This window comes from Xanthobacter cornucopiae (assembly GCF_043195065.2).
Lineage (GTDB): Bacteria > Pseudomonadota > Alphaproteobacteria > Rhizobiales > Xanthobacteraceae > Xanthobacter.
The window spans coordinates 2,753,603-2,768,834 of sequence record NZ_CM195531.1; the positions used below are offsets into that span (position 1 = coordinate 2,753,603).

Annotated in this window: 15 protein-coding genes and 3 pseudogenes; 11 read left to right on the plus strand and 7 right to left on the minus strand. The window is 64.2% G+C overall.

The window, feature by feature from the left end; genetic code table 11:
- The first annotated feature begins 199 nt into the window (after positions 1 to 199).
- From V5F53_RS12100 to V5F53_RS12110, 3 genes are read left to right on the plus strand one after another with little or no spacing between them, the layout of a single operon-like run.
- Positions 200 to 1,054, plus strand: coding sequence for an ABC transporter ATP-binding protein (locus tag V5F53_RS12100; RefSeq protein ID WP_393997548.1), 855 nt, complete (start codon positions 200 to 202; stop codon positions 1,052 to 1,054).
- Complete coding sequence (locus V5F53_RS12105) at positions 1,044 to 1,904, plus strand: ABC transporter permease (RefSeq protein ID WP_393997547.1); 861 nt, start codon at positions 1,044 to 1,046, stop codon at positions 1,902 to 1,904. Before V5F53_RS12100 ends, V5F53_RS12105 begins: the two co-directional genes overlap by 11 nt.
- Positions 1,901 to 2,881, plus strand: coding sequence for a MetQ/NlpA family ABC transporter substrate-binding protein (locus V5F53_RS12110; RefSeq protein WP_393997546.1), 981 nt, complete (start codon positions 1,901 to 1,903; stop codon positions 2,879 to 2,881). The genes V5F53_RS12105 and V5F53_RS12110 overlap by 4 nt, the downstream gene beginning before the upstream one ends.
- Positions 2,882 to 2,929: 48 nt before the next feature.
- On the opposite strand, the pseudogene V5F53_RS12115 reads toward V5F53_RS12110, so the two are convergent.
- Positions 2,930 to 3,040, minus strand: a pseudogene (locus V5F53_RS12115) (IS481 family transposase); the annotation flags it as partial.
- A 70-nt stretch (positions 3,041 to 3,110) separates the two neighbouring features.
- On the opposite strand from V5F53_RS12115, the pseudogene V5F53_RS12120 reads away from it, so the two are divergent.
- A pseudogene (locus V5F53_RS12120) lies at positions 3,111 to 3,239 on the plus strand (transposase); the annotation flags it as partial.
- A gap of 121 nt (positions 3,240 to 3,360) precedes the next feature.
- Here V5F53_RS12120 and V5F53_RS12125 read toward each other — a convergent pair.
- A pseudogene (locus tag V5F53_RS12125) lies at positions 3,361 to 3,468 on the minus strand (DUF932 domain-containing protein); the annotation flags it as partial.
- A gap of 66 nt (positions 3,469 to 3,534) precedes the next feature.
- On the opposite strand from V5F53_RS12125, the gene V5F53_RS12130 reads away from it, so the two are divergent.
- Positions 3,535 to 4,359, plus strand: coding sequence for an IS5 family transposase (locus tag V5F53_RS12130; RefSeq protein ID WP_509212313.1), 825 nt, complete (start codon positions 3,535 to 3,537; stop codon positions 4,357 to 4,359).
- A 66-nt stretch (positions 4,360 to 4,425) separates the two neighbouring features.
- Here V5F53_RS12130 and V5F53_RS12135 read toward each other — a convergent pair whose 3' ends face one another.
- Positions 4,426 to 5,295, minus strand: coding sequence for a DUF7946 domain-containing protein (locus V5F53_RS12135; protein ID WP_393997696.1), 870 nt, complete (start codon positions 5,293 to 5,295; stop codon positions 4,426 to 4,428).
- A 425-nt stretch (positions 5,296 to 5,720) separates the two neighbouring features.
- Between V5F53_RS12135 and V5F53_RS12140 the strand changes: the two genes are divergently transcribed.
- Positions 5,721 to 6,617 carry a hypothetical protein gene (locus V5F53_RS12140; protein WP_393997697.1) on the plus strand — a complete coding sequence of 299 codons (897 nt, stop codon included), beginning with the start codon at positions 5,721 to 5,723 and terminating at the stop codon, positions 6,615 to 6,617.
- A gap of 411 nt (positions 6,618 to 7,028) precedes the next feature.
- On the opposite strand, the gene V5F53_RS12145 is transcribed toward V5F53_RS12140, so the two are convergent.
- The 3 genes from V5F53_RS12145 to V5F53_RS12155 all read right to left on the minus strand — a co-directional run bounded on the left by V5F53_RS12145 (position 7,029) and on the right by V5F53_RS12155 (position 10,434).
- Positions 7,029 to 7,786, minus strand: a protein-coding gene (locus tag V5F53_RS12145; RefSeq protein ID WP_393997698.1) for an IS5 family transposase whose coding sequence is annotated in 2 segments (ribosomal slippage) — positions 7,029 to 7,466 and positions 7,469 to 7,786 — 756 coding nt in all. Because the reading frame shifts where the segments join, the coding sequence is not laid out codon by codon here.
- A 56-nt stretch (positions 7,787 to 7,842) separates the two neighbouring features.
- Entirely contained in the window at positions 7,843 to 9,189 is a 1,347-nt protein-coding gene (locus V5F53_RS12150; RefSeq protein ID WP_393997699.1) for a calcium-binding protein, read from the minus strand.
- 93 nt (positions 9,190 to 9,282) lie between these two features.
- Positions 9,283 to 10,434 (minus strand): GGDEF domain-containing protein, encoded by a 1,152-nt coding sequence (locus V5F53_RS12155; RefSeq protein ID WP_393997700.1) that lies wholly within the window; start codon positions 10,432 to 10,434, stop codon positions 9,283 to 9,285.
- Between the two features lie 236 nt (positions 10,435 to 10,670).
- Here V5F53_RS12155 and V5F53_RS12160 point away from each other — a divergent pair, with 236 nt between their 5' ends.
- Positions 10,671 to 11,729 carry an Lnb N-terminal periplasmic domain-containing protein gene (locus V5F53_RS12160; RefSeq protein ID WP_393997701.1) on the plus strand — a complete coding sequence of 353 codons (1,059 nt, stop codon included), beginning with the start codon at positions 10,671 to 10,673 and terminating at the stop codon, positions 11,727 to 11,729.
- Here the strand turns inward: V5F53_RS12160 and V5F53_RS12165 are convergent.
- Positions 11,723 to 11,986: a PepSY domain-containing protein gene (locus V5F53_RS12165; protein ID WP_393997800.1), complete on the minus strand. Its 264-nt coding sequence runs from the start codon at positions 11,984 to 11,986 to the stop codon at positions 11,723 to 11,725. The two genes, V5F53_RS12160 and V5F53_RS12165, sit on opposite strands and share 7 nt — an antisense overlap.
- A 263-nt stretch (positions 11,987 to 12,249) precedes the next feature.
- Here V5F53_RS12165 and V5F53_RS12170 point away from each other — a divergent pair, with 263 nt between their 5' ends.
- The 4 genes from V5F53_RS12170 (at position 12,250) to V5F53_RS12185 (ending at position 15,216) form a co-directional block, all read left to right on the plus strand.
- Complete coding sequence (locus V5F53_RS12170; RefSeq protein ID WP_393997702.1) at positions 12,250 to 12,921, plus strand: response regulator transcription factor; 672 nt, start codon at positions 12,250 to 12,252, stop codon at positions 12,919 to 12,921.
- On the plus strand, positions 12,918 to 14,279 hold the full coding sequence (locus V5F53_RS12175; RefSeq protein ID WP_393997703.1) for a sensor histidine kinase: 1,362 nt from the start codon (positions 12,918 to 12,920) through the stop codon (positions 14,277 to 14,279). Before V5F53_RS12170 ends, V5F53_RS12175 begins: the two co-directional genes overlap by 4 nt.
- 80 nt (positions 14,280 to 14,359) lie before the next feature.
- Positions 14,360 to 14,710, plus strand: coding sequence for a hypothetical protein (locus V5F53_RS12180; RefSeq protein WP_393997704.1), 351 nt, complete (start codon positions 14,360 to 14,362; stop codon positions 14,708 to 14,710).
- 35 nt (positions 14,711 to 14,745) lie between these two features.
- The gene (locus tag V5F53_RS12185) at positions 14,746 to 15,216 is read left to right on the plus strand and encodes a DUF2271 domain-containing protein (protein ID WP_393997705.1); all 471 of its coding nucleotides are present in this window, start codon (positions 14,746 to 14,748) and stop codon (positions 15,214 to 15,216) included.
- Positions 15,217 to 15,232 lie beyond the last annotated feature (16 nt).

Sequence of the window (15,232 nt, forward strand, 5' to 3'; positions counted from 1 at the left end):
GCCTTCTTTTCCGAAAGACGACGCCATTGCAGCGCCTGCGGATACCCAGTCGAAGCATTTCGTCAGCCCATGTGGGTGAAAAGACTTCGATAAAACCTGCGCAACGATGACCGGCAGACCGCGCGGCGCGATCCGTCCGGTCGTCTGGAGCCTCGCGCGGGGTCTCGGTGGAAACCCTTCCGGTCGGCATGGAGAATCTATGACTCAATCCGTCGTCGGTCTGCCCCAGGTTCACGCCCCCGTGCGGCGCGCGGCCGGGCATGCGCACAAGATCCAGGCCCGGGACCTGCGCAAGACATTCAGGCATGCTGGCCAAGGCGCCGGGTCCGGCGTCACCGAGGTCCTGCAGAACTTCAATCTCGATATCCGGGAGGGAGAATTCGTCGCCTTGCTCGGCCCGAGCGGCTGCGGCAAATCCACGTTTCTCAACATCATCGCCGGGCTTGAAGAATTCGACGGGGGCGGACTGCTGCTCGACGGAACGGCGGTGCGGGGCGTCAGCAAGAAAGTCGGCGTGGTGTTTCAAAGCTACGCCCTCTTTCCCTGGCTGTCGGTGCAGAAAAACGTCGAGGCCGGCCTCAGGATTCGCGGTGTGTCGGTCCGGGAGCGGCACGAGATCGCCACCCGCATTCTGCGAACGGTCGGCCTGGAGGCGTTCGCCGATCATCTTCCGCACCGCCTGTCGGGCGGCATGCGTCAGCGCGTGGCGATCGCGCGGGCCCTCGCCTATGATCCCGAGATCCTCGTCCTGGACGAACCATTCGCGGCCTTGGATGCCCAGACCCGCGAATTCCTCCAGAACGAGCTGCTGCGGATCTGGGAGACCGGAGGGCAGAAGAAAACCATCCTGTTCGTCACCCACTCCATCGACGAAGCCATCTTCCTTGCCGACCGGATCGCGGTCATGACCAAGCGACCGGGAAAGGTCAAATCAGTGATCGACGTCAATCTTCCGCGACCGCGGGATGATAGCGCTCGCGCCACCACAGAATACGGCCGCATCCGTGGCGAGGTCGCTGCGATCCTGCTGGAGGAGGTTGAACTTGGCAAATGAAATTGAACTTGAGAGCGGCGTCGTGAATGCGATTCCGGTGCGGGCTGGCGCCGCGAAATTTATTCCTAAACTGCCGGAATTGGAGAAATATGACAAATATCTCTACGGATTTATCGGCCTCGCCTCCTTCATCTTCCTGTGGTGGCTCGCCAACAGCATCGGCCTGCTGAACCCTAAGTTCCTGTCGCCTCCGCGAACCGTTCTGGTGACGCTGATTTCCGGCCTCCTTCCGGGAGGCGACCTGTGGCCACAGATCTGGCCCAGCCTTCGCCGGGGGCTTGAGGGATTCGCCATCGCCCTGGTGGTCGGAATCGCTGCTGGAATTGCCGCCGGATCGTTCAGCGTGGTTGAAAAAACTCTGGCACCTGTTCTTCTGTTTTTTAGAAATCTGTCTATCCTGGCGCTGTTTCCCGTTTTTCTCCTGTTCTTCGGCATCGGGGAGCAATCCAAGGTAGCCATTGTCGCCTGGGCGTCGTTCTGGCCGATCTTCGTCAACACCACCAGCGCGGTCAAAGGTGTCGAGCGTATCCTCATCAACGCGGCGCGGACCCTCGGTGCCGGCAAGGCCTATATTTTCGCCTATGTGGTGCTTCCCGCCGCCTTCCCGAACATCTTCCCCGGCATCAGGCTGGCAGCCTCGTATGCCTTCACGGCATTGGTGGCTGCCGAATACCTTGGGGCGACGGAGGGCCTGGGCATCTATATCCGGGCCAGCCAGGAGCGCTTTGAGATCGCGGAGATGTATTCTGGCATTGTGGTGCTCGGCCTCATCGGCGTGATCGTCAATGCGGTGCTGACCCTGGTGGAGCGGCGGGTCACCAGCTGGCAGCTCGGCATCACCAATCGATGATCGCGCACCTTGTCCCGGCCATCGATCGCGTCGGAAGAAACCGCCGGCCCGGCCAACGCGGCGGCACGCGGAGGCACCGCCGCGTTGCCTTGCGCGTGGCGGCGGCGCTGCTTTCGCTTGCGGCGCTGGCTGGCCTTCCGGCCTGCTCGGACGCCGACGGGGCCGGCGAGCGCCCCATCAAAATCTATGTCGGGGGCGATGACTATCGCGATGTCCTGGATTACGTCCGGTCCAGCGGGCTGGTCGGAAACGTGACGTTCAAGCTGCTCGATGCGGGGGCCGATGCCAACGCCTTGGTCGCGGCGGGACGGGGCGATCTCGCCTTCCACCAGCCGCTTCCGGCATTCCTCGCGGAGCAGCAGGAGGCCTCAGGTGAGGCGCTTCAGGTGGTCTCAAGGGTGACTGTCGCGCCCTATGCGATCTATTCGTCCAAGTGGAAGGATCTGAACGAGACGGCGTCCAGAATCAACTCGTCCCTTGTTCCCGATACAGTTGTCGGCGACAGCCTCCCGCATGGCTCCAAGGTCGTCCTGCCGGATACGCCCGCGGGTTTCGCGCGCGGGCTCTACCTTCTTCAGGCCGCGGGTTTGCTCAAGCTTGACCGCGCTTTTGGCGGAACGGGGATCGAGGACCTGTCGGTCAACAGGGATAATGTGCTGGAAACGCCGCGGCACGTCGCGATAGACGGCCTGGACCTGGGTCTTGCGGCCGACATCTACCGGTCCTTTGATGCCGTGGTCCTGGATCCGCGCACAGCCGCCCGGATCGGTCTGGTTCCGTCCAGGGACGCGCTGGCGATCGAGGCGGGGCTGGACAATCCGTATGCGCGGGTTCTCGTGGCGCCGGCAAGGCTCGCGGGAGACGCCCGGGTTCTCGAACTCGCCCGCGCCCTGGAAAGCCCGCAGGTCGCCGCATTCCTTGCCAACAAGTATAGGGGCACCCTCATCTCGGCCCGCACGCCGCACCAACAACGCTGATGAACCGTGCTGGGTTTGCCGGAGACCCCAACTCGAGAGAAGTAAGGTCTAGGTGTTTAGTCCCGGCATTTGCTGGAGTGGATTGAGGGTGAATCGTTCGGGCTCGTTTGTCCAGCACTTGCAGATGAATTCGTAGGGGGTGAGGCCCCTCAGAGCCCGTCCCGAAAGGGTTGAGCGGCTGGGGCGCTCGTGATTCCAAGGGGTTGTTCAGGCCATCTTGGAGCGAGCGATGTGGACCCCAGCCACTCGCCGGCAGCATAGTCGTGCGGGACTTCGATACGAAACGGATCTGACGGATGCGGAGTGGCGGCTGGTTGCGCCGTTGCTACCGGCGCCGAAGACGCCGAAGCCACCATTGCCTCAGCGACCGCCTCCTCTACGCCGCCGCCGCCATGGTCCTCATCCGCCGCATCGCCCGAACGTCATGAGGTTCGGGACGGACTCTGAGACGCCAAAACGGTCTCAACTCATCTGACGACGGACAGCCGCGTGTCTTTCATGGTTTCGGTCGCGTCGATGAGGCGCGGGAAATCTTCCGCCACGGTATAGACGCCCTCGATGATCTGATCCTGTATCCCGCCCTTGTGAGAGCCCGTTTGGAAATTCGTTATCCAGGGATTCCTGTTTGTCCGTGCTTATGATTCAAGCTGTGGATGTGGACAGCAGAACAGCGGGACCGGATGGCCAGGATCGCCCGGAAGACGAAACGCTATCCGTCGGACCTGACGGATGAAGAATGGGAGCGGATGGCGCCGTTGATGCCGGCTCCCGGACGCCGGGGGCGGCCCCGCGAGGTGGAGTTCCGGGAAGTCATCAATGCGGTGCGCTATCTGGTGCGTTCAGGCGGCGGCTGGCGGATGCTGCCGATCCATTTCGGGCACTGGCGCACGGTCTATGGCTGGTTCCGCGAACTGGCGCGCCGCTTCCTGTTCCAGACCATCCACGATGTCGAACTGATGCTGGACCGCGAGCGGGCCGGGCGTGAGGCGAGCCCGACGGGCGCGGTGATCGATAGTCAGACAATCAAGGCGCCGCAAGCCGAAGCCAGGGGCTACGACGCCGGCAAGAAGATCGTCGGGCGCAAGCGCCACATTGCGGTCGACACCGACGGGCGGCTCCTGATGGTCCATCTGACGACCGCAGACATCTCCGACAGCGCCGGCGCACAGATGATCCTCGATGCGATCCGCAAGCGCTGGCCGTGGGTGAAGCACCTCTTCGCCGACGCCGCCTACGATCGGCTCAAGCTCATGGACAAGGCCGCCTATCTCGACTTCGTCGTCGAGATCATCCGTCGCCGCGATGGCGCGCAAGGTTTCGAAGTCCTGCCGCGCCGCTGGGTCGTCGAGCGCACCTTCGGCTGGATGACCCGCTGGCGCCGCCTGGTGCGCGACTATGAGCGCCGCATCGATGTTTCAAAGGCCATGATCCTCGTCGCCATGGGCGCAAATCTGGCCCGAAGAAATACCCATCCCTGAATTTCCAAACGGGCTCTAAGCGGTCAGGGAGATGGGGGACATCGCCTCATAAGACCTCTATGAAGATCAATCAATCTCGCGGACTTTATAGGTCGGATAGCTTATCACGTACAGATATAATGCGGATTTTTTGATACGTCCATCCGGTGCGTCGACAGACGTGTACTTTATGCCAACCGCTGAACGCAAATCATCACCAAGTCGCCTGCGCTTAGTATAGGATCCGATGCTATTTAGAAGAGTTTCTACACTAATTCTATCTACAGCGTCGGTGAGTTCGTACGGAATAGAGCGCCCTTCCTCCAGATCAAACGCCCGACCAGTCCCTTGGTTTGCATTAAAACTCGATATGCTAAATATTTTTGCTCTAACAGAATTATCTATTACATTACCCAACATATACTCCTTAGTTTTTGGCGTGAATTTCGCAATATTCGTCGCCTTCTCCTGCTGTATGTTGTTTATATTTATATTTATAACGCCATGATTAATTACATTGTGCCCTAACCGTACGGCGGGTTCAACGGCTTCAACCAATGCGGCCACATCTCCACCTCGGTCAGCCTCTAATCTGGAAACAGAGTCGGGGGTATCCGCTTCATTCCCACCGGTAACACGTCTATAGACAGTCTTAAGTAGGTCAGTAAGTAAATTTCCTGCAACTCCACCCGCCAATGTCAGGGCGATTGGGCCACCAATAGTAGCTACGTTATACGCGACTTCGTACAACGTTTCATAGCTGCCGGGCCGTTGCGCGATCATGTTGAAAGTTAGCGGTACCTGACCGAAATCACGGCGGCGGACACGCCCCTCAACCAGAAAATTCGATATCATTAAAATAGAGCGCGTTAGGCCTTCGAGCGATTTTGTGCCGTCATAAGCCGGTATTTTATGGGTATCTGCAAGACCGCCCTCAAATTTAACCGCTATGAGCATTTAAGCCCCCGCTGGCATAAGCTGCGATCATATAAACGGGTTCCGTTAGGTATTGCAATGGCGTGCCACTCCGACCACGCCGCTCGTATAGGTAGCGAACCGTGCGTAGATCGTGAATGGCCGCGCGCCGGAGAATATCCCGCCAACGGAAGGCTCTCTGGAGAGCGGAGTAACGCGACTCTAGGCGAGTCAAAGTGGTGTACGGCTCTGTGTCGTACGGGCGACACCGCCTATCTGATGCAAAACACGCATCCCTTGTCTCCGCAAAAAACTGACTGATATTCGATACACCGATTCGAGTTAGGTGGTGCGCTCGCATGCGAGATGCTCTGCGGTGATTAGCGAACTAAGATTGCGGCTGTAGACGCTATCGCCTTTGATATATAGCATCTATTCCGTCGCTTATCATAAAGAAAGAATGTCTCATGAATCTAAAGGAAAGCGCCCGTCAATTTGTCTTGCACAATCTGCCGTTTGACAGAAATGATGCCGAGACGATCAGCTACTTAAGTCGCCTTGATGCCTCTCTGCTGCTGGCCGTTTACCATAACTGGCTTAACCGGTTAGTTCGACCGCAGCCACGTCAGGTTCTACAATCTCAAGCCTTCATACGCAATCCAGTTGTTCTAGCGCGCCAGGCGGATATTAATGGGATTGTCGTGGATGTTGAGCGCGGATTCGATCTGACAAAATACTTAAGTCGCGGGGTTAAAATTGGGGCGCAAAGTCCGGCGCAAAAACGCCGACAAGACCTGGATTTAATGCTCAACCAATGGGGCATACACCACCTCCATCTCTCATCAGAAGTAGAGTCAGATGGATTTGTAAAAAGAGATGGTCCAGTCATTTTCGCAATGTTTAGGACAGACAAGGCCTTTTTTATCGATGTCATGGGTCACGGAGATTGGACACGAGACCACGTCCTCGAGACTTTGGTGGATGAATGGCCAAACGAGGGGCTTATTCACCAATTACGAGGCGCGGAAGGTCTCAGTCGGACGATAAGTGAATCTGACCGCGCCGTCTTGCGTAAGAAGCACGCGAATGCAGCCTTTGAATATAAAGGAAAGGTGTATATGCCGGATGGACTGCTCTCGTCAGCTGGAACATCGGTCGACTCAATCCGAGAGGCTGACAGAGTTGTCATTGCGATCGAGGATTTCGAGCGACGGGCTGCCGTTGATTCAAACTGGCTTCCGCGTATATTTGCCGCTAATGGGATCACATATCCGACAGAGCCAAAATTTGCATTTACCGTAGGGGACGAGGGTGTTGCGGTACTCGAAGAATCGACAGGCGCGATAATACCTTTACTGAGATGAGGCCATAAGGGATGTCATCGCCATGCGGCAATTACTGCACCACTCTTGATGGTCACTTCGGACAACCGGATGGTCTCCCGTTTCTGGGATATTTTCACCGCCGACAGTCGTGCTCCGCAGTACCCGCCGCGCGGAGCGGAATAGGAGTGCGGCTTGCTGCTGCCAACCAGAAGGCTCTATTGGGGGCGTTTCTTGCTACCCGCTAACTGAGCGAGCGGCCTTGTAACGGCGACGGTTGCAGCGTCCGGCCGAGGTAAGCCTCGGGGACGCGGCTAGATGCCTTACGGCGGGGGCATGCGAAGGCGTACGGGCGGTCCGCTGCCCGCATCTCCCGGAATACCGCCACCTCGGCCGCGAATGGGAGGCCCCCCCCCCCGCCTGGGCCCAGGTGCGAAATGTTAGGGTCGAGACTCAACGGCACCAGCATGCGACGAGTGCAGCAAGGCACAAGGAAGCGAGATAGTTCCTGGCGAGCTTGTCGTATCGGGTGGCGATGCGCCTGAAATCCTTGAGACGGCAGAACATGCGCTCGATGGCATTGCGGTTCTTGTAGCGCTTCTTGTCGAACGGATGCAGATATTTGCGGGTGGGATTGTTGGGAATGACCGCGCGCATGTCCCGGTCGGCCAAATCCTCTCGTACCTTGTCACTGTCGTAGGCGGTGTCGGCGAGAAGCTCGCGGGCCGCCGGCGCGGCGTCGAGCATCACCGACAGCATCTTGATGTCGGCAGCCTGGCCGGGCGTGAGCGCAAGGACAAGGGGGCGGCCCTTGCCGTCGCTCAGGGCATGGATCTTAGTTGTTCGACCACCGCGGGAGCGACCAATCGCCTGACGTTGCTCCCCCCTTTTTCGGCGCCGGCCGCCGAGCGGTGCGCCTTCACATGGGTCCTGTCGGCCAGAAGCTGGCGGGGCGTTCGCTCATCGCCGGTGATCGCGGCGTAGATCTTCTGCCAGATCCCCTTGCGGGACCAACGGTTGAAGCGGTTGTAGACGGTTGTGTAGGGGCCATAGTCCGGCGGGCAATCGCACCAGCGACAGCCGCAGCGCAGCACATGGATGATGCCGCTCAGAATGCGCCGGTCATCGACGCGGGGCGGACTGCCGTAATGCGGCAGAAGCGGTTCGATCTTGGCCCACTGCTTTTCGTTTAACCAGAACAACCGGCTCATGCGAATCATCCTCCCATGAGCTGATTGAATCACAGTAATAGCGTTGGGTTTAGACCCTAGGGAATGAGACCGCCCGCGCCGAGCCTCGCGAAGCCGTCCAGCTTGATGCTGAGATCGGCCACCTTGTCGCCGTTCACGTCGCCCAGCAACTGGCCATTGCGCAGGCGCAGCTCGCCGGCCATGCCGGAGAACGCCGCCGCGCCGATGAACGCGAAGGCATCGTCCCCGTCCGTCCGGATATTGGCATCGATGCCGGACAGATCCAGCCTGTCCCCCGCCGCGACGGAGAAATCGGCAATGGTGTCATGGGCTCCACGCCGGGATTCGCTCACCTCGGCGTAGGCGAAGGTATCGGCGCCAGACCCGCCCCACAGCGTATCCTGCCCCGCGCCGCCGGTCAGCGTGTCGTCTCCGGCTCCGCCCAGGAGCACGTCGTTGCCACCGCCGCCGGACAGGACATCATGGCCGGCGGCGCCACGCAGGACATCGCCATGCGCACATCCAGTCATTTGATTATCCCGGGCGTTTCCAATGCCAATACCGCCGCGTGGCGATCCATGAAACGCCAGATTTTCTACATTATCCGTTAGCCTATAGAATTCAACGCTGGCTTGCACGGAATCCAGTCCGCCATCCGCTTCTTCTATAATGACATCGTCAGCCGATCGAACAACATAAAGGTCATTTCCAGAGCCGCCGATCAGATAACTACGTCCAGCGCCGCCATCCAGGACATCATTCCCGGACCCGCCATGGAGCGTATCGTCTCCGGCTTCTCCGAAAAGCGTGTCATCTCCCGCGCCGCCATAGAGCGTATCGTCGCCGCTCCACCCCCAGAACACATCGTTCCCGACGCCCCCGAACGCAACATCGTTTCCGTCGCCGCCATGGAGCACGTCGTCGCCGCGCCCGCCGATCAAGCGGTCATCGCCGTCATAGCCGTAGAGGATGTCGTTGCCGGCACCGCCGTCGAGGTCGTCGTCTCGCCGGAATCCGCTGATCGTATTGTCCAGCGCATTGCCGATGCCGCGGAACCTGTCGCCGCCGATGTACGCGCCGCTAACCTCATCATAGCCGTATCTGCTGCTGAAAGTCAGGTTCTCGACATTGGCGCCGAGGCTGAAGACGGCGGCAGAGCTGTAGACGGTATCGATCCCCCCGTTGACGCGCTCGTCGATGGTATCGCCAGCATCGACCCAAAAGTAGGAATCGTTTCCCGCCCCGCCGATCAGGCGATCATTGCCCGGGCCGCCATAAAGGCTGTCATCGCCGTCTCCCCCGACCAGCCTGTCGTCGCCCTGTCCGCCATGCAGCGCGTCGTCTCCGGCACCGCCGTCGATGTCATCGCTTCCCGGCCCGCCGACCAGATGGTCGTCACCGGCCGTTCCCAAAGGCTTCGCCATCCCGCCCTCCGATGCGCCGCAGCGGAACCTAGCGCGGAGGTTGCACCCGATCAAGGCAGCGTCCCGTTGATCGCGCTCAGCTCCGCCGGGTCATCAGGACGGCCTGTCCGCCACCCGCGTTTCCTCACCGGCGATCTCCAGCCGGTCACGCCCGCCTTGCTTTGCGCGGTAAAGCGCCTTGTCGGCGGCATCCATCACCACGGCGAAGCGTTTCCCGCCGATCTCGCCGCAGGACAGACCACCGCTGACCGTGGCGGCGAGGGCCAGCTGGGCATGGGCGCGGCGAGCGAAATCGCGGCGCAGCCGGTCCGACTGCGCCCGCACCACAGCGAGGTCGCCGCCAGGAGAGACGAGCACGAACTCCTCGCCCCCAAGCCGCGCCGCGACCTGGCCGGGGGCGAGGTGCTGCCGCAGTGCCTCGGCGAACAGGGCGATGACCTCGTCGCCCCGCGCGTGACCATGCGTATCGTTGATGTTCTTGAAGCGGTCGATGTCGAACACGGCGAGGGTGGCAGCCCCCGTCCATCCCGCCACGCTTTCCAGCAGCGCGCGCCGGTTCGGCAGGCCGGTCAGGGGATCGGTCAGCGCCTGTTGCCGGTGGGCGCGCACCAGGCGCTGCTGGTTCAGGGCCAGCGTCAGCGCCCCCAGGGCCGGAACCGACAAGACGATCAGCGCGAGGCTGGCGGTCTGCGCCCAGTTCCGCGGCGGGCCGGGCATGATCGCTTGTCCGTCGAGGGCGACGAGCGCGGCGCGCGGCAGAAACGAGAGGCCGATGGCGAAATAGAAGGCGGAAAGGCCGATGAGCGTTCCCGGCGCTTCCCGGCGCGCCGCCCAGAAATGAAAGGAGGCCAGAAAGAGCAGGCCCGCCGCCGACAGGAAGCCGGCCACGAAGCCGATGCCGTTATACCCCGATGCATGCGGCGGGACGGTCAGGCCCAAGGCGATGGCCGTGGCGAGAAGCACCACGCGCCGGGGCGGGGCATCGTAGCGAAACTGCCAGGCCGTGCCGTAGATGGTCGCCAGGCCGCTGAGGAGAAGCACATAGGCGCTGGTGACGAGCCAGGGCTGCGGCCTGTGCGCATAGAAGGCGGAACAGACCACGCTGATCGCGACCAGCAGCGCGCCGAGCCCGCACGTCAGCAGAAAGCCGTCGTGGCGCGATGTCGCCCACGCGGCGAACAGGACGATGCTGCTGCCCACGGTGGAGAAGAAAATCGCAAGGAGAAGCGATGAGAAGTCGAGCATTCTCCGCCTTCTCGTCTCCGGGTCACAGTCAATGCGCAGGGTTTCCGGGCCAAGCGGCACCAGGGCTACCGGATACAGGGGGCACGGCCGCGGTGCAACCCCGACATGCACACGCCCTCCTCCGAGAGCCGGCCCCGGCCTGCGGTGTCGGCGCCCGGGGGCCGGCGGCGTGGCGCGTTTTATTGTATAGCGGGGCGCGAAGCAGCTGTGCGGGGTACCGGGTGATGGTGACGGGGTTGACGGGCGCGCTCCGGCGCACCCTTGGCGCTGCGGCGAGCGTGCTGGTCGTCGCCTTCGGCTTTTATCTCGGCCTCGCCATCCACTACTGGATTCCCTGGCCTGTTCCGCTCCGGCAGGCCGGGAGCTTTCTCTTTCCATTGCTCGTGTGGGCCCTGTGGTTTGCGCCCGGCCCCTGGCGCGCGGTTCGCAAGGGCGCCGCGATCGGCGCCATCGCCGTGCTCTTCGCGGCCTTCCTCCTGAAGGAGCCGGCCGAGCAGGACTGGATCGCCCTCCAGGCGCACAATCCCACGGCGCAGATCGATGGCGACATGGCCACCATCCATAATTTCCGCGATGCGCTCCACCGGCCGGGCCAGCCCTCGGTGCCGCGCTGGACCACCGCCACCTTCGACCTTTCGACCCTCACCGGGGCGGATCTCATCATCCAGCCGTTCGGCGACATGCAGGCCCTGGCCCATGTCATGCTGTCGTTCAACTTTGCCGACGGCCGGCATGTGGTGGCGTCCATCGAGGCGCGGCAGGCCAAGGGGGTCAGCTTCGACGCGCTCGCCGGCTTCTTCCGGCGCGACCCCATCTATCCCGAGATCGGCACCGAACGCGACATCATCTGGAACCGCTTCGCCCGCACCCCGCCCGACGAGGTTCAGATCTATCCGCTGCGCGCCGACCCGGCCGCCATCCGCCTCTATTTCGAACGCGTCCTCGCCTTCATCAATCGTGTGGACGCCCGGCCGATCTTCTATTCGACCCTGCGCGAGAGCTGCATGACCACGCTCATGAACCTCGCGCCGGAGAGCTTCGCCTCGGTTCCCTGGCACGACGTGCGCCGGTGGATCCCCGGCTACGCGCTCAGCCTGTTCCAGCAGCTCGGGCTGGTCGCCGATGGCATGACTCCGGAAGAGATGGCCCGCCGCCATGGTCTGCGCGACGGCGTCCGCTCGCCGGAGGCCTTCCCCTCCGATGCCGCCTGGAGCGCCTATCTGCGCTCTGAGCTTCACCTCGGCGGAACGCGGAACGCGCGGCTGCAACCGGCGGTCCCAGCCGCCGGTCAGTGATCGTCCGCCTCCTCCTGCGGCCGGCGGACGCGCTCCAGGGTGGCGGGATCGTACTTGGCCTTGAGGCTCCCGCCCCGGGCATTGGCGGCCCGGACCTTGTAGCAGCCATCGTCGGAGCGGATGGACAGGACGGTCCAGCCTTCCGACTCGAGCTTCCTCTGGAGCACCTCGCGGGGCTGCCAGTCGGCCAGCGGCACGGTGCAGTCCCGGTCGGCCGCCGCCGGCCCCGAGGCGAGACCCGCCACAGGACCCGCCATGAGCAGCAGGAGGCCCACCAACCCTGAACGTCTCACCCGCGCTCTCCCGCTCGTGCCGCCCGGCCTGGCAGCGGACCACGCCCACCTGACATCCAGCTGAACGCCGCGACGCATTCTCCCGCCCGTGGCTCCGCCCGCCGGGCTAAAACCATAACCCATGGGTCCTGGGCCAAGCCCGCGCGGCGCTTGAGCAGCCCCGACGGAGCGCCGGTGGAAGGCCGGGCCGGTGCTATAAGGTGCCACGACGCACATCGAGGAACCAGATGCGCATTCTCCTGGTGGAAGACGATCCCGTGCTGGGCATGGCGGTGCGCGACCAGATCGTCGCCGACGGGCACGGCGTCGACTGGATGACGCGCCTCGGCGCGGCGGGAGATGCCCTGCGTGCCGCCGCCTTCGACCTCGTTCTGCTCGACCTGATGCTGCCCGACGGGCGCGGAACGGATTTCCTGAAGCGGCTGCGGAGCGCGGGCGCCGCGACTCCGGTGATCGTGCTCACCGCGCGCGACCAGATCTCCGACCGCATCGCGGCGCTTGACGCCGGGGCCGACGATTATCTGGTAAAGCCGTTCGACCTGTTCGAGCTTTCCGCCCGTATCCGCGCGGTGGGCCGGCGCTACGCGGGCAATCCCAACCCGCTCGTCACCCTCGGCGACATCGAGGTGGACCTCGCCGCGCGCGCGGTGCGGCGCGCCGGGCGGCCGGTGGCGCTCACCGCCCGGGAATGGTCGCTGTTCGAGGCCTTCGTTCAGCGGCCGCACCAGCTCATGTCGAAACCGCAGCTGGAGGAACGGCTCTATTCCTTTGACGCCGAGGTGGAGAGCAACACCATCGAGGTCTATATCGCCCGGCTGCGCAAGAAGCTCGGCGCCGATGTCGTCGAAACCGTGCGCGGCATGGGCTATCGCCTCGGCGCGCCGGGAACCGGCGGGTGACCGGCCGCCGGCGGTGCCGGTGGAGCCTGCGCCGGCGGCTGGGGCTGTGGCTCGCGCTGTCCGTGGCCGCCCTGTGGCTCGCGGCGGCGACGGTGGCGGGCCTGGTGCTTCGCCACGAGATCGACGAGGTGTTCGACAGCGCCCTCCAGGAAGTGGCGCAAAGGGTGCTGCCGCTCGCGTATTCCGAGCTGCTCGCCCGCGAGGAGGGCGCCGCCCCACAGCACATGGCGCCGGTCGGCCCGCACCGGGAATACATCACCTATGTGGTACGCGACGGAACGGGACGCGTGCTGCTCCAGTCCAGCGACGCCGAGCTGATGGACATTCCCGCCGGCCTCGCGCCGGGCTTCCAGACCACGGCGCGGCTGCGCACCTACACGGAAGCGGCAGTGCGCGGCACCCTTCTCGTCACCACCGCCGAAGACCTCGGCCATCGCGCCGCCGCGGTGCGCCGCGCGGTGATGGCGCTGGTGTGGCCGCTCGTCGCCCTGGTGCCCATCGCGCTGGCCGGCGTCTGGCTCGCGCTCCGCCTCACCCTCAAGCCGGTGCTCTCCTTCCGGGCGGCCATCGCGGCCCGGGGCCGGGGCAACCTGACACCGGTGGCGGCGACGGGACTGCCCGAGGAGATGGCGCCGGTCGCCGCCGCCGTGAATGCCCTGCTGGACCGCCTGCGCGGCGCGCTGGAAGCGGAGCGGGGCTTCGCCGCCAACAGCGCCCATGAGCTGCGCACCCCCATCGCCGCCGCCCTGGCCCAGGCCCAGCGCCTGATCGCGGAGCTCCCCGAGGGGGCGAGCCAGGAGCGCGCGCGCGCCGTCGCGGAGGCCCTGCGCCGCCTCTCGCGCCTGTCGGAAAAGCTGCTTCAGCTCGCCCGCGCGGAGGGGGGCGGCCTCATCGCCGAAGCACCGGCGCCGCTCGCGCCGGTGCTTCGCCATGTCATCGCGGATCTCGGCCGGCAGGCCGGGGCAAACCCGGACCTCACAGTCACCCTCGCGCCGGACGGGGGACCGGTCAGCGATCTCGATCCGGACGCCTTTGCCGTGCTGGCCCGCAATCTCGTCGAGAATGCCCTGAAGCATGGCGCGCCCGGCGCGCCGGTCCGCGTGCGCCTCGCCGCCGGCGCGCTGGAAGTCTCGAACCGTGGCGCCGTGGTGCCGGCGGAGCGGCTCGGCGTGCTGCTGCGCCCGTTCGAGCGGGGGCCGACCACGGCGGAGGGCGCCGGCCTCGGCCTGGCCATCGCCGCCGCCATCTGCCGGGGCGCCGGGCTGAACCTGGAGATCGCCTCGCCGATCCCCGGAGAGGCGGACGGCTTCCGCGCCACGGTGCGCTTTGCCGCCCCACCGATCCTGACGGGACGCTGAACGCGATCCCGGGACAGGTTCAGGCCGCCGTCAGGTGCGGGGGCGAGGGTGCCCTCGTCAGCACCTGCCGGGAGGCTTCCATGAAGACACGCACCCTGATCGGAACAGCCCTTCTCCTGTCCACGACGGGCCTCGGCGTCGCCTGGGCGGCGACCCAGGCCGAACATCCGGACCGCCGCGCCCATGTCCGGCACGAGAAGCTGGACACCGCCGCCGCTGGTCCCCTGCGCTTCGCCGGGAACGACCGAGAACACGGCGACCGGCATCACGACCGCAGCCGCCACGCCGGCCACGACCGGGACAACGACGACGATGACGACGCGGGCGCCCGTGGCGCGGCGCTGTGGACCGCACCGGCCGATCCCGCCGCCGCGGTGCCGGACAACGGCCTGTTCCAGGGCAAGACCCGGCCGAAGGTCGAGGTGCAGTGAGCCCCCATCCCCCCAATCGTCCCAGGACCGCACAGATGAAGCTCATCCTTCCCATGGCCGCCGCCACCGCGACCCTGCTCTCGCCGGTGATCGCCGAGGCCCGGCAGGTCACGTTCGAGACCACGCTGAAAAGCTACGGCGGCAACGGCGCCTATGTGGCGCTCTATGTCACCGATGCCGCCGGCGCCTACAAGGGCACGCTCTGGATGGCCGGCGGCAAGGCGAAATACCATCGCCACCTCGCCGACTGGCAGCGCGCCTCGGGCGGGCGCCCGGCCGAGATCGACGGCATCACCGGCGCCAGCATCGGCTCCGGCAAGACGCTGAAGATCACCCTCGACCTCGCCGACGCGATGATCGACGCCGGCTACACGGTGCACCTGGACACCGCCGTGGAGGACGGGATGGACAATCCCTCCGAGGTGGTGGCGCCGCTCACCACCGCCGCGTCCGGCAAGCCGGTCGCCGGCAGGGGCTATGTGAAGTCCTTCACCGTCACGTTCTGAGCCGGCTGGAGAAGTC

What these genes read in the sequence shown, in the direction of transcription:
- V5F53_RS12185 (WP_393997705.1), top strand. Translation starts at nt 14,746, where the DNA reads ATGAAGCTCATCCTTCCCATGGCCGCCGCCACCGCGACCCTGCTCTCG.
- V5F53_RS12170 (WP_393997702.1), top strand. Translation starts at nt 12,250, where the DNA reads ATGCGCATTCTCCTGGTGGAAGACGATCCCGTGCTGGGCATGGCGGTG.
- V5F53_RS12155 (WP_393997700.1), bottom strand. Translation starts at nt 10,434, where the DNA reads ATGCTCGACTTCTCATCGCTTCTCCTTGCGATTTTCTTCTCCACCGTG.
- V5F53_RS12130 (WP_509212313.1), top strand. Translation starts at nt 3,535, where the DNA reads ATGTGGACAGCAGAACAGCGGGACCGGATGGCCAGGATCGCCCGGAAG.
- V5F53_RS12180 (WP_393997704.1), top strand. Translation starts at nt 14,360, where the DNA reads ATGAAGACACGCACCCTGATCGGAACAGCCCTTCTCCTGTCCACGACG.
- V5F53_RS12135 (WP_393997696.1), bottom strand. Translation starts at nt 5,295, where the DNA reads ATGCTCATAGCGGTTAAATTTGAGGGCGGTCTTGCAGATACCCATAAA.
- V5F53_RS12110 (WP_393997546.1), top strand. Translation starts at nt 1,901, where the DNA reads ATGATCGCGCACCTTGTCCCGGCCATCGATCGCGTCGGAAGAAACCGC.
- V5F53_RS12165 (WP_393997800.1), bottom strand. Translation starts at nt 11,986, where the DNA reads ATGGCGGGTCCTGTGGCGGGTCTCGCCTCGGGGCCGGCGGCGGCCGAC.
- V5F53_RS12140 (WP_393997697.1), top strand. Translation starts at nt 5,721, where the DNA reads ATGAATCTAAAGGAAAGCGCCCGTCAATTTGTCTTGCACAATCTGCCG.
- V5F53_RS12100 (WP_393997548.1), top strand. Translation starts at nt 200, where the DNA reads ATGACTCAATCCGTCGTCGGTCTGCCCCAGGTTCACGCCCCCGTGCGG.
- V5F53_RS12150 (WP_393997699.1), bottom strand. Translation starts at nt 9,189, where the DNA reads ATGGCGAAGCCTTTGGGAACGGCCGGTGACGACCATCTGGTCGGCGGG.